At 34.1% G+C, this 12,782-nt stretch carries 11 protein-coding genes; all 11 read right to left on the reverse strand.

The window, feature by feature from the left end:
- Positions 1-5: 5 nt before the first annotated feature.
- On the reverse strand, positions 6-554 hold the full coding sequence (rfbC, locus tag MKX50_RS22440; RefSeq protein WP_339157803.1) for a dTDP-4-dehydrorhamnose 3,5-epimerase: 549 nt from the start codon (positions 552-554) through the stop codon (positions 6-8).
- Positions 555-578: 24 nt separating this feature from the next.
- Complete coding sequence (locus tag MKX50_RS22445; RefSeq protein ID WP_213593737.1) at positions 579-1,322, reverse strand: sugar phosphate nucleotidyltransferase; 744 nt, start codon at positions 1,320-1,322, stop codon at positions 579-581.
- Positions 1,323-1,346: 24 nt separating this feature from the next.
- Complete coding sequence (gene rffA, locus MKX50_RS22450) at positions 1,347-2,474, reverse strand: dTDP-4-amino-4,6-dideoxygalactose transaminase (RefSeq protein ID WP_339157804.1); 1,128 nt, start codon at positions 2,472-2,474, stop codon at positions 1,347-1,349.
- 183 nt (positions 2,475-2,657) lie between these two features.
- The gene (locus MKX50_RS22455) at positions 2,658-2,987 is read right to left on the reverse strand and encodes a hypothetical protein (protein WP_339157805.1); all 330 of its coding nucleotides are present in this window, start codon (positions 2,985-2,987) and stop codon (positions 2,658-2,660) included.
- Complete coding sequence (locus MKX50_RS22460) at positions 2,984-3,349, reverse strand: SMR family transporter (protein WP_339157806.1); 366 nt, start codon at positions 3,347-3,349, stop codon at positions 2,984-2,986. The genes MKX50_RS22455 and MKX50_RS22460 overlap by 4 nt, the downstream gene beginning before the upstream one ends.
- Positions 3,327-4,040, reverse strand: coding sequence for a WbqC family protein (locus MKX50_RS22465; protein WP_339157807.1), 714 nt, complete (start codon positions 4,038-4,040; stop codon positions 3,327-3,329). Before MKX50_RS22465 ends, MKX50_RS22460 begins: the two co-directional genes overlap by 23 nt.
- Positions 4,033-4,611 (reverse strand): hypothetical protein, encoded by a 579-nt coding sequence (locus MKX50_RS22470; RefSeq protein ID WP_339157808.1) that lies wholly within the window; start codon positions 4,609-4,611, stop codon positions 4,033-4,035. The genes MKX50_RS22465 and MKX50_RS22470 overlap by 8 nt, the downstream gene beginning before the upstream one ends.
- Positions 4,604-5,551, reverse strand: coding sequence for a glycosyltransferase family 2 protein (locus MKX50_RS22475; protein WP_339157809.1), 948 nt, complete (start codon positions 5,549-5,551; stop codon positions 4,604-4,606). Before MKX50_RS22475 ends, MKX50_RS22470 begins: the two co-directional genes overlap by 8 nt.
- A gap of 110 nt (positions 5,552-5,661) precedes the next feature.
- Entirely contained in the window at positions 5,662-8,376 is a 2,715-nt protein-coding gene (locus MKX50_RS22480) for a YfhO family protein (protein WP_339157810.1), read from the reverse strand.
- Positions 8,377-8,443: 67 nt separating this feature from the next.
- On the reverse strand, positions 8,444-9,760 hold the full coding sequence (locus MKX50_RS22485; RefSeq protein WP_339157811.1) for a UDP-glucose/GDP-mannose dehydrogenase family protein: 1,317 nt from the start codon (positions 9,758-9,760) through the stop codon (positions 8,444-8,446).
- Positions 9,757-12,774 (reverse strand): glycosyltransferase, encoded by a 3,018-nt coding sequence (locus MKX50_RS22490; protein ID WP_339157812.1) that lies wholly within the window; start codon positions 12,772-12,774, stop codon positions 9,757-9,759. The genes MKX50_RS22485 and MKX50_RS22490 overlap by 4 nt, the downstream gene beginning before the upstream one ends.
- Between the last annotated feature and the right edge of the window lie 8 nt (positions 12,775-12,782).

Raw genomic sequence — 12,782 nt, forward strand, 5'->3', positions numbered from 1 at the left:
ACCTCCTAGTCAAAGTTCATTTCTGCATCCGCAAATGTCGGGTGATTCCGATCTTTACCGGATAGCAATGGTTCGCCAACCGGCCAGTCAATGTTCAAAGCCGGATCATTCCATAATATGCCGCGGTCATGTTCCGGGGAATAATATTCGTCCACTTTATAAAAGACTTGCGTATTTGGCACCAAGGTACAGAATCCATGGGCAAATCCTTTAGGTACTAAAAGTTGACGCTTATTATGCTCGCTGAGTATGACTCCGATCCATTGTCCAAAAGTAGGGGAGCTGCGACGAATATCCAGAATTACATCATAGATTGCCCCCGTGAGCACCCGGATCAGCTTGGTTTGTGCTTTAGGGTTCAACTGGTAATGCAGTCCGCGCAAAACACCAGGCTCTGCAGATAGCGATTGGTTATCTTGGATGAATTGATGATTGACTCCAAGCTGCTTCATAACCTGTTCATTGTAACTCTCCATAAAAAAACCCCGGTGATCGCCATGTACCACCGGTTCTAGCAGGCTGGCGCCTTCTAACCTTAAAGGAGTTAATTTCATGGATGACTCTCCTCCTTATATTTACTACAACTTAAGTTTACCAAACTCTTCGCCAAACACGATATCTTGCGCCAAATCATGGGCCCGGGCTAAGGATGCATGGGTTCCAGCATCTGTCCACCAGCCTTGCAAAGTGTCAAAAGTAAGCTCGCCTCGTTCAATATATGCATTATTGACGTCTGTGATTTCCAATTCGCCTCGAGCAGATGGCTTCAGCGTCTTAATTATATCAAATACCTTATGATCAAACATATATATGCCGGTAACGGCGTAATTCGATTTAGGTTGCTTAGGCTTCTCCTCAATTGATATGATTCGATCGCCGTCCAATTCAGGGACACCGAATCGGGTTGGATCAGATACCTGCTGAATCAGAATTTTTGCACCGGCCTGCTGCTGCCGGAAATTAGCTACAAATGGTGAAATATCATCTGCAAACACGTTATCGCCCAAAATAACCACCATTTGATCATCACCAACAAATTGTTCAGCCAAATCAAGCGCTTGGGCAATCCCCCCAGCTTCGTCTTGAACCTTGTAAGTGAATGTGACGCCCATCTCATGACCGCTTCCGAGCAAGTTAACGACGTCGCCCATATGGTCTTTACCGGTAACAATCAAGATATCAGTGATTTCTGCTTGTTTTAATTTATGTACCGCATGAAAAATCATAGGGTATTTACCTACAGGTAAAAGGTGTTTGTTCGTTACTTTAGTTAATGGATATAAGCGGGAGCCTGTACCGCCTGCTAGAATTATGCCTTTCATTTGAAGTCACTTCCTTTAGGTTATTTAAATGTAGAATTTATATATACTATCTACAACCTTATCAAGATCATCATTAGCAAAATTATAATATAAAGGAAGCCTTAATAGTTTTTCACTCTCAATGGTAGTATAATTATCTTTACCGTTGAACCTACCAAATTGTTTTCCGGCATTAGAAGAATGCAAAGGAATATAGTGAAAAACTGATTGAACTCCTCGTTCTTTTAGAAACTGTATTAATCTCGTTCTTTCGTCTAGAGAACGGCACTTCAAATAATACATATGAGCGTTATGGGAACACTCATTTGGAATAGTTGGTAGTTGAACATACCCTCTCTTTTCTAAGTCGGCCAAACCAATGTGGTACCTATTCCAACTTTGCATACGATTATTGTTAATTTCCTCCGCTTGCTCCAACTGAGCGTATAGAAAAGCTGCATTGATTTCACTAGGTAAGTAAGACGAGCCAAGGTCAACCCATGTATACTTATCTACCTGTCCTCTAAAAAATCTTGATCTATTCGTCCCTTTCTCGCGAATTATTTCAGCCCTTTCAACATAACTTTCATGATTTACTAGTATAGCTCCACCTTCTCCAGAATTATAATTTTTAGTTTCATGAAAACTATAACAACCTATATGGCCTATCGTTCCTAGATAGCGCCCCTTATATTGACTCATGACACCTTGAGCAGCATCCTCAATGACAACTATGTTATGCTTGTTCGCTATCTCAAGGATTTTATCCATATCGCATGCAACACCAGCATAGTGTACCGGTACGATTGCCTTGGTTTTTGAAGTTATCGCCTCTTCAATTAATGATTCATCAATATTCATTGTATCAGGCCGAATATCCACAAATACAATTCTTGCTCCCCTCAATACAAAGGCATTAGCGGTAGAGACGAATGTATAAGAGGGCATAATAACCTCATCGCCTTCCTTAATATCAGCTAAAATTGCTGACATTTCTAGTGCGTGAGTACAGGATGTTGTTAACAAGGATTTTTGAACATCGAATTTATCTTCAAACCAGCCGTTGCATAATTTTGTGAATTTTCCATCTCCCGAGAGATGCCCCTCTTTAATAGCCTCATTTATATATATCGATTCATTACCTGTTGTAGTGGGGACATTAAATAGAATCATTGTCAAATTCTCTCCTTTATGACTACTGCCGGCATCCTACCGTAATAGAGTAGGCAGGAATACCGTTAAATGAGAACACTATGAATAATCACATATTCGGTAATCTCAGTATTTTAAAACAATAAGTAGCAACAACTGAGTTTCCTTAGAAATTCCTTCCTATATGCAGCAAGACGACGGTCTTCATATATTAAAAACAATTACTCCTACTATTATAAATAGTGTTGATATAAGCTTCTGTTTTGTATAAGTTTCTTTTAATATAAGAATGGAGAGTATAAAAGCAACAACATAATTTAAAGCCACTACTATGGTTAAACTTTTAAAATTAATAAGTTGCATTAAATACACCGACAAAATAGTAGATATCATAAAAAGCAAGTAACCACTGGCGGTTTGAATACTGATTCTAGTAAAAAGAATGGTTCTAGTAGGAGCTGTCGCTCCAATTTTTAAGAGAATTTGAGCAAAACTATTAATTAGTACCAGTATCAAAATTACAAGAGCACTCATTTAGATGCCCACTTTAAGTTTTGTATAGCAACCCCTATCATAATTATAATCACCCCAAGAATATTATAAAAAGAAATTTGTTCCTTAAAAATAATATAACTGAAAGTAAGTATAAACACAGTGTTCAGAGCAGTCAGTGGATAGGCAATTGAAAGTTCTACTTTCTTAAGTGTCAATTGCCAGAAAACAGCCTGCAATACAAGACAAACTAATGCAGCCAAGTAATATACATTACTAATTAATAAAAATATATTACCACTCGTCAAATTCATAGAAGCAAACTTCATCAGTATAGATGAGATTGATTGGAATAGAATACTTAAGACCAAATAAAAATAATCAAAATTCACACGCATTCTCATTATTTCTCCACCCCCAAATATAATATGGGGCATCCGAACCTGTATGAAATAACAAATCAAATATTGTTACATAATCATCAAAAGGAGGATGGAATTGAGCATACTTAGGATAGTTATTATAATCCTTATACACTAACCTGATTCCCTCATTTTCGAACCGATCTTCGATAATGTATTCTCTAGCAGCAGGACCAGATATGTATGTTTTCGCATTAACTTCCTTTAATATGCTTAACAATCTATCCAATTTTTTACCTTCACTTTTAATTTCTCGAGAATTCAAAAAACCTGTAGAGATGCCAAGATAATTTTTAGAAATATATTTAATCAAATATTGATTGAGCTCAGAAAGATGTACCCATTTTCGTTCTAAGTAGACGTATTCTAAAAAAGGCTTGAAATTTTTAAAGTAAGGAGCTTTAGAATATAGTGCTTCAAGTGTTTTAAAATGCTTTACAGCCCAATTATTATTCGGTAGAACAACATCACATATTAACATATCACTTGCAGCATTTACTGGTATCGTCAACCATTGAGATCCGCTCGACGTTTTTACTTTATTCCTATTTCTCCAATCGTTCTTAGTGTATTGAACATCATCATAAAATATAAACTGATCTACGTCTTGAATGATGTCAAAGTAACCTTTCCATGGTATATAGTTGGACTGAAGCACTGCAACTCTACTCATTTTTACTCTCTTTTCTATGATATATTGTACCCGCTTTAATAAAAGAGTTTTCTTTCACGTTATTTCCGTTAATTATTACGGATGAAGCTCCCAGAAAGCAATTATCCCCAACTTCAACAAAACCACAAATATTGACTTGGGGTGATAAGTAACAATTTGATCCTATCCGACAATCATGATTTACAGTAACGCTCGGCCAAATAAAAGTTGCTTCTCCAATGACTACATTATAATCTATGATAGATCCAACAGAAATTATTGTTCCTCTTCCTACCTTTGCAGTTTTATGGACATATGCTCCGGGATGGATAAGAGAAATTACTTCATATCCTTCATTTACAACTCTATTGTATACCTTCCATCTTGCAGCAAGATTATTATAACCAATTGCAATAACAATTTTATATTCAACTGCACTATAGTTCTTCATAACCTCATCAAAAGAGCCTAATACATAATCTCCTTGATTGTAGTCGTCAATGTATCCTATAAAATGATGTCCACATTCCAGAACGATCTCTTTTACATAATGTGCAAACTGTTGTGATCCATAGATAATAACTTTACTCATTCAGCTTTTCCCCATTCTGAAGACCATAAATTGCTTTTACAATGGTAATTGGCCGATCCTTTGTTTCATTATAAATTTTTGTAATATAAATACCTAATGTTCCCAAAGAAAACAAAATGAGCCCACTTAGAAACCATACCGAAACCATCAGACTTGTCCATCCACCTATAACTGATGAATTTAGTACTTTTCGGAAAATGAGATATATTGCATACACAAATGAAACCGAAGAAAAGGTTAGCCCGGTAATCATAATTAAACTAAGAGGCTTACTACTAAAAGAAGTTATTGCTTCAGTCATTAAAGCAATTTTTTTAAATAAATTATATGACGAGCTTCCTTTATAAGTTTTATTAATAATTACAGGCATTTGCTCAAAACCTGTCTTTTCAAATAACGCCGCCAAAAAAACATTTTTATCCTTAAATCTTAGTAAACTATCAACATACCCTTTTGTCATTAATCGTACAGTGCATATATTTTCAGATATATGTACATCTGATAAATAATTAAATAACTTATAAAATAACGAGCCTGCGATTCTTTTATAAAAAGTACCGCTTCTGTTTTCTTGGACACCAAAAATAACATCATATTTTCTTTCATTATTTTCCCATATTGAATAAAATTGACCTAGTAGTTCAGGTTCTTCTTCTAAATCACAATCTATTAGAAAAACTAAATCCCCAGTAGCAAATGATAATCCGGTTAAAATAGCTTTATGATGACCGAAATTTTTTGATAATTCTATAACCATTACATGAGAATCCTGTTTTTGAATATTTTTGGCTACTTCCAACGAATTGTCAGGAGACCCGTCACTAACCATAATTATTTCATATGAAAATTCTAATTCCTCTATGCTTCTCTTTATTCTGCTGTAAAACTCTTGAAGATAAATAGACGAATTATACATAGTTGTAACTACAGAGATTTTCACAAAAAAAATCTTCCTTTCAGTATAACTGTTTTAAAAGTATTGAACTGGCCATTTAGGGGAGTATTCTTTTAAAAAAGATACTCCCCTAGCATCAAACTACATGAAAATACCTATAACATCTTTTTCATCCTCGAGTAGAAGAAGTACATTAGCAGTAAAATCAACGTAATCATTGATGTGTATAAACCGATTTTAAATAAGGGAGGATCATAAGTAAGTTCTATTGTATAATAACCAGCTTCTAATGGGATTCCTAAAAATCCAATATTTATCTTTCTAATTGGAACGTTAATTCCATTAACCTTAGCTTTCCAGCCTTCATCGTAAGGGATGGACAAAAATAACATTTTTTCTTTTGTTACATGTATACTTCCTCTTATAGAGTCATTTGTAAACTTATCTACTTGCAATACTTCCTCAGACAACTTCTTGCTTTGTTCAATAAATTCATCTATATCATATTCAATATAGGATAGCTCAGCTTTTTTTAATACAACATCCTTTTTTTCATTTGTTGGATCAATCCTGAGTGAATCAAAACTAATATTACCAAGGTCAACTTTGTAAGTGCCCTCTCCCCTTTTTATATTCAATTTTTTTGAATTTATTTCTTTAAACTGAAGCTGCTCCGCCCAAAAAATTTGCAATTCTGTATCAGAAGGACTATCTATGGATAAAATAATACTTGATGTTCTTGGAGATAACATTTTATCCATAGTTACTACGATTTGCGGATCTGTATTCTCCACCTTTAAGCTTATACCTTCTGAGTTATTTGAATTTACTTGTTTAGCATTTGCTATCTTGCTTACCTTCTCAAAAAGATTAATCGTCTTATTTGATAAGCCCTTATAATTAACCTTATTAAAATAACTAAATTCTTCCTGTTCTTTATTCATAACAAAAGAATTCATTAAAATCACATCTTTTTCGTATGAGGGAAACTTAACGAAGTCTTCATAATCAATAACAGTATCATAGGTAAAACCAAATGGAAGGTAATAATTATTCTCCCATATGCTAACATCACCCGTTTTATATATTAAATTAGATTCATCAGAAATAACATTTTCTTTATCCAAAATGTATTTAACGCTTAGCAAAGCATATAATTCCCTTCTTGAATCTAAACCGGTTAAATAATTCAAATGGTCTCTTCGCTTAAAAGGAACTTCTAAAGTTTTAAGGAAATCTATATAACTTGGGTGATTTAACGAGTTGTATCCCTTTACACCAGCATACCCTTGCATTACCGGGTCATTAAGAAAAATAGAATCATATGTCTTATCAACTCTGTATGCGGTCGCGTCTGTATCATTTATATATGTTATAGCCTCTGTAGTGTAGTCATTATATCCTTGTTTTTGAGTTAAAACTTCTTTCTTAAGTAGAACTCTATTTAAGTTAACTGATAAATAAGCAAAAGAGCTTAACTCTGTTAAAGCCAAAACTAAGATGCCAATTATGGGTAATACTTTTCTTTTATCTCTGAGGGATAATCTTAGAATAAAAAAATAACAAACAAATAATCCTGAAGTTACTGTGAATAAAAATATCAGTTGTTTAACTACTCCTATACTCCAGTCAAAATACTTCAAACAGCATAATATTGTAAATAGCCCTCCAAAGATAAAAAACAAATAATATGGAAAGCGCATTTTGCAACCATTTTTTTCAAAAATCAAGTCCAATGCTCTAGCCGCTAAAAAACAGATATATAAAATAATTACAAAAGTCCATCGATATGATTTTATACTGAAGAAGTTAAACATATATGAAAAAAAAGGGGATATTAAAAATAGCAACAATACACCCGAAAATACTGAATATATTATTTTGCTTTTTTTAGTAGAATAAATAAAAAAGCATGGAATAACCACTAGGCAAAGAATTCCGCTGTATAGGATTGGACTCTCATAATAATTATGATAGCCTACGAATGTAGAAGCCGTTCCTAATAAATCATTCGACATCAATCTAAAGATCATTGTTGTATATTCAATTATATTGGCAAAACTAAATATAGGAGGAAACGCAGTACTAATTCTAGGACTACTCAAAACAACATATAGTGCCGGAAATAACGCAGCAGCACTTAGGAAAACGCCGCAAAGATATAAGATTAGTGATTTTACAAGAGTCTTAAGAATATGGCTAAAGGAGAATTGGTTTAGCTCTAAATATCTAAAAATCGCATAAATAAATAGGTAAATAGAAAACATATACAAAAAATAATAGCTATACATTGATAAGCAAGCAATACTCACAATAAAGTATCTTTTCTTACCTTGTTGCAAAAATCTCTCAAAACCATATAGAACTAAAGGAAGTATAACCATCAAGGTGGCAAATTGATAATGCTGCCCCCATAAAACAATATAACCATTAAACCCATAAATCAGGGAAATAACCAAAGAAGATCTATTTGAGATATTTATAGTTTTTAGATACTTATAAAACAGATACCCTGCTGCAATATTTTTAAGAGCTGCAATATACGGCAATAATAACGGCAAATTTGTTTTCCCAAATAAAAATAATATCCAGTTAAAAGGGTCAAATAGAAGTAAGCTTAAGGAAAATATATTATTCCCTGTCCCAAAACTATTTGACCAAAATGAAATATCTCCAGACCACAGCATTTCTGAAATATAAGATAAATAAGGCCAATATGAATTTTGAGTATCACTTCCGATATCGGAGTAAATATATAGCTCCTCACCAAAAATGAAATTTTTGTATACTATCAAGCTTATAGAAAATAAACAACTTACTAAAATCAAAACATGCTTATCTAGCTTATTGAACTTAAGCAACCTTCTCAAAGTTTATCCTCCCACAATAAATTCGGACATTATGGTTAAAGAATACGCTCTACTAACTATCTAAATACTAATTCACGATTTTTACTTTATCTTTTTTTCGTCCAATACCAAGATAAGTTACACTCTCATCATGCATCAATCCCAAGCAATTCCTTCCATCAATAATTACAGGCTTCTTCATTAGACTAGCAAGACTGTTCCAATCCTGCTCAATGATCTCTTTCCATTCAGTAACAATAACCGCTACATCAGTATCTCTAACAGCGTCTTTAACAGAATGACAGTAATCAACTGAGCTTGGTAATTGATTACTGGCTTCTTCCATTGATATTGGGTCATACACCTTAATATGAATGTGACCGTTCGTTATGTTATATAATTCATTAATAATTTTTATTGACGGAGCTTCTCGAAGATCATTTGTATTAGGCTTGAATGACAAACCTAAAATAGATACAGTCTTACCACTGAGTTTAGGGTAAACTGACTGTAGCTTTTCAATTACTTTATAAAATTGCTTCTTATTAACTTCTACTACTTCCTTCATGATTGCAAAATCGTGCCCAACCTGTTCCGCAATACTAATTAATCCAAGCGTGTCTTTAGGAAAACAGGCCCCTCCAAATCCAATGCCAGCATTTAGGAACTTATTTCCGATTCTACTGTCGCTGCCAATACCTTTAGCAACCTCTAGAACATCAGCGCCAACCTTTTCAGCCAAATTTGCTATTTCATTAATAAAAGATATTTTCATTGCCAAAAAGGAATTTGCTGCATATTTAATTAGTTCAGCACTACGAATATCTGTAACTTGAATCGGAATATTGAAAGGTGCGTGTGTATTTATTAAAACATCCTTTGCATTTTCTGAGTCTACTCCTATGACTATGCGCTCCCCATTTAATATATCGTTCACGGCTGAACCTTCTCTTAAAAATTCCGGGACTGATGCTACATCAAATGGGATATTGGTGCAACTCTGAATAATGTGACGAACTTTATCTGCTGAACCTACTGGAACAGTACTTTTGTTAACAATTATTTTGTAGTTATTGATTGATTTTCCAATTTTGCGAGCAACCTCTTCCACATAAAACATGTCAACACTACCGTCAGGAAGTGACGGAGTACCTACAGCAATCATAACGATATCAGCCAGCTTAACAGCTTCATCAATATCTGTAGTAAAAGATAAATTTCCTTTCGAACTATTTTTAATTATGAGTTCCTTTAATCCAGGCTCGTAGATTGGGCATTCATTACTTTTCAGTTGATCAATTTTCTCTTCATCAATATCGGCACAAATCACCGTATGTCCCATCTCCGAATAGCATACTCCAGAAGTTAATCCAACATATCCTGTGCCTATCATTGTAATTTTCATATGTCCTCCAATTTATGTTGTCCTTTTACCAAATTACTCATTAATATGTTTCGAAATACGTCCGCACGCTTTAAAAATGTATGCTTACGATGAATAAACTCTTTTGCTTTTGAAGCAATTTCCTTTCGATCAGCTTCATGAGTTAAATAATATTGTATCAAAGAATTTAATTCCTCTTTACTTTGATAAATAAGCACGTGCTCACTAAATGTTTCTTGAATTTCAGGAGCATTATTAGCAATAACTAATGCTCCACTAGCCATTGCCTCATATATCCGTAAATTTATTGTTCCGCGGTTAAAGGGCGCTATATCCTCTATCACTATTTTACTTCTTTGATATAATTCAGGAAGGTGAGAATAAGCAATGTTACCATGATGATACTTTTCCCATGGATGGTTCACTTGCCCAGTTTCCAATCTTCCATAGAAGTTGAATTTAATATTCGTACTTATATCTAGATTTTCTACAATATCACGTTGAATATGAAATATATTACCTACAAAAGTGACATCAATATCCCTATTTAATGCAGGAGCATCAATTTTAAACATATTTGTGTTCGCAGCTAGGGGAAGTATTCCCCATAACTTTGATGAATCAACTATTTTTTCAAATTCATTTCGGGCATAAGCTGATGAAGTAATCAGTCCGTCAAACAAATTAATCCACTTGTTTGATTTCCAATCGTTGATAAATCCCCGAATCCAAGCGATAAGAATGGCTCCTTCCGGAATATTCATATTGCCAATATCACAGTCATGAAGCATGGAAATAATGATATCTGCAGACTTTGGGATTTCACTCCATTCATATTCCGGCCTTCTTGCCAAATAACTAATTCGATAACCGAATTTCTGCCTTAAAGAATCTCCCAAACCACGTGCAGAAAAGTAATCTCCTGCCGTTGTCGTCATTTCATTTTCAGTTACTAGAAAAACAATGTGCAATGGCCCCTCTGTCCAATAGTTAGTCTGGGATAAAAGCTTCTCTTCCCAGATGAAGGAGGTTAGCTTCTCTCCCCATGAAGATAAAAATAGTTGTTGATTCCTAACTCTTGATTTTTTAACAAGAGAATGGCTCTGTTTTATTTGGGAGGAGAATTCCCTATGAAATAACAAAGCTCTAGTAGATACCGCAATTCTCTTACCCTTCGCAAGAACTCTTAGGCAATAGTCAACATCTTCCCTTCCAAACCAATATTGTTCATCAAATCCACCTATTTGCAGAAAAGTATCTCTATCGGTAAGTAAACAAGCAGCCGTTACAGCAGGCACCAGTCTTTCCACTTGTGAATCTTCTTCAAATAACGGACTTCTATTCTTACCTATATTCACAGGAACCGGGCCTGTCCGATTCCATTTGAATTTAATACCATCATGCTGAATTGAACAACCAGGATATATTACTTCTTTAATTTTCATTCTCGAAGCAGTTAACTCGTTATAAATTAATCTCGCCCCGACCACACCTACTTCATTTTGGCTTACAAATGTCTTAAGCATTTCATCCAGCCATCCATATAAAGGTATAACATCATTATTCAAGAATAGTAAGTATTTACCTGTAGCCTTTGAGACCCCAAAATTAATGCTTTGAGAAAAATTAAGATTTTGCTGAGTATTAAAATAACGAATGTTTACACTGTTTTTCCATGAATCGAGATACTCTTTGGTTTTATCTTTACTATCATTATCAACAATGATTATTTCATAATTTGAATACAATGTATTCTTTTTAAGTGCTGGAAAAAGATATTCAAAATGGCTCTTGCCATTTTTTGTAGGTATAATAATGCTAATTAATGAATTTACCTTATTATTTTCTATAGGAGTAGCAATATTTTGAGCAAGAGCCCTTATCTCAGATTCTGTGGACATATTTAAGAGCAACTTCTGTTTTTCCCTATTAGCTTTCCTCCCAAGTTTCTTTCCCAGCTTTTTTATAATAAACTTCATATTTTTACCGCTAAGATACACTCTTCGCACTGCACGATAGGTTTTTCCATAACCAAGGCTTTTAAGCAGCAATCGCTTTCCAATATCTTTTACCGAATATTGGATATTATCACCCTTATTGACTACTTTTGATTGAATTTTATTATCAAGTTCCCTCTTATATTTTATTAGCATTGTTGACAACTGCTGAACTCTCTGCACCACGGTATGTTCGGAAATTACTTCATTATAAAGTTGTTCGGAGATTTTCCGGTACTTCTCTTCGTTAACACGGATATCATGCAAAATCCAATTTAGCTGTTCTTTATCAGAATAAGTTAATGCAGATGGAAAGATATTTTTCAATTCATTGTGATCATCATTGATTACTATTGCTTTACAAGCTGCTGCATCAAAAAAACGATTGTTTATAAAACCATGGTTTCGCATATCCTCCCAATGGTCATTTAGCAATACATGACACGATGAATATAGTTCATTCAATTTTTCATTAGAGAACCATCTTGAATGAATATACTTTTTTTGAATAATATCTTCCCACCCGGAACCAATAATCTTTAATTCATCTGATGCTTCACTGGCATCTTTTACAATTTTTCGATACACCCCACGCGAGTTTCCTACAAACAGCAAGGGAAAACGTAGTTCATCGTTTAACTTAGGATAAAAGACAGATAAATCCGTAAATTGCAAAAAAACTTCCACAGGGACACGTATTTTATTTTTTAATTGCTCCGCAAACATTTGCGAAGAAACCAAAACCATATCATATTGTTCGAATTCCTCAATGCTAATATCATCAGGGTGCGATATATTCCACATAATATTAAAATGCCCGGGTTTAACCTTATAACGGGAGAGACCACGAAAATGAATGACTATATCATCTTGCGAATCTTCTCCTAAATCCCATTCAGGCAGAATTTGAATATGGCATTTATGCCCGTTTCTAATTAGCTCATCAGATAAACTTTTTGCTAAATAATAATCGCCCCACTTTTTTAATTGTGATCGTGTGGGAACTCCAATTTTAATACAAAAATTATATTTTACCATTGTATTCT

Origin of the sequence: Paenibacillus sp. FSL W8-0186 (assembly GCF_037969765.1) — a bacterium.
Classification (GTDB): Bacteria; Bacillota; Bacilli; order Paenibacillales; family Paenibacillaceae; genus Fontibacillus; species Fontibacillus woosongensis.

Coding starts and splice junctions, on each gene's coding strand:
- MKX50_RS22470 (WP_339157808.1), bottom strand. CDS start 4,611: ATGAGTAAAGTTATTATCTATGGATCACAACAGTTTGCACATTATGTA.
- MKX50_RS22445 (WP_213593737.1), bottom strand. CDS start 1,322: ATGAAAGGCATAATTCTAGCAGGCGGTACAGGCTCCCGCTTATATCCA.
- rfbC (WP_339157803.1), bottom strand. CDS start 554: ATGAAATTAACTCCTTTAAGGTTAGAAGGCGCCAGCCTGCTAGAACCG.
- MKX50_RS22460 (WP_339157806.1), bottom strand. CDS start 3,349: ATGAGAATGCGTGTGAATTTTGATTATTTTTATTTGGTCTTAAGTATT.
- MKX50_RS22490 (WP_339157812.1), bottom strand. CDS start 12,774: ATGGTAAAATATAATTTTTGTATTAAAATTGGAGTTCCCACACGATCA.
- rffA (WP_339157804.1), bottom strand. CDS start 2,474: ATGATTCTATTTAATGTCCCCACTACAACAGGTAATGAATCGATATAT.
- MKX50_RS22465 (WP_339157807.1), bottom strand. CDS start 4,040: ATGAGTAGAGTTGCAGTGCTTCAGTCCAACTATATACCATGGAAAGGT.
- MKX50_RS22455 (WP_339157805.1), bottom strand. CDS start 2,987: ATGAGTGCTCTTGTAATTTTGATACTGGTACTAATTAATAGTTTTGCT.
- MKX50_RS22485 (WP_339157811.1), bottom strand. CDS start 9,760: ATGAAAATTACAATGATAGGCACAGGATATGTTGGATTAACTTCTGGA.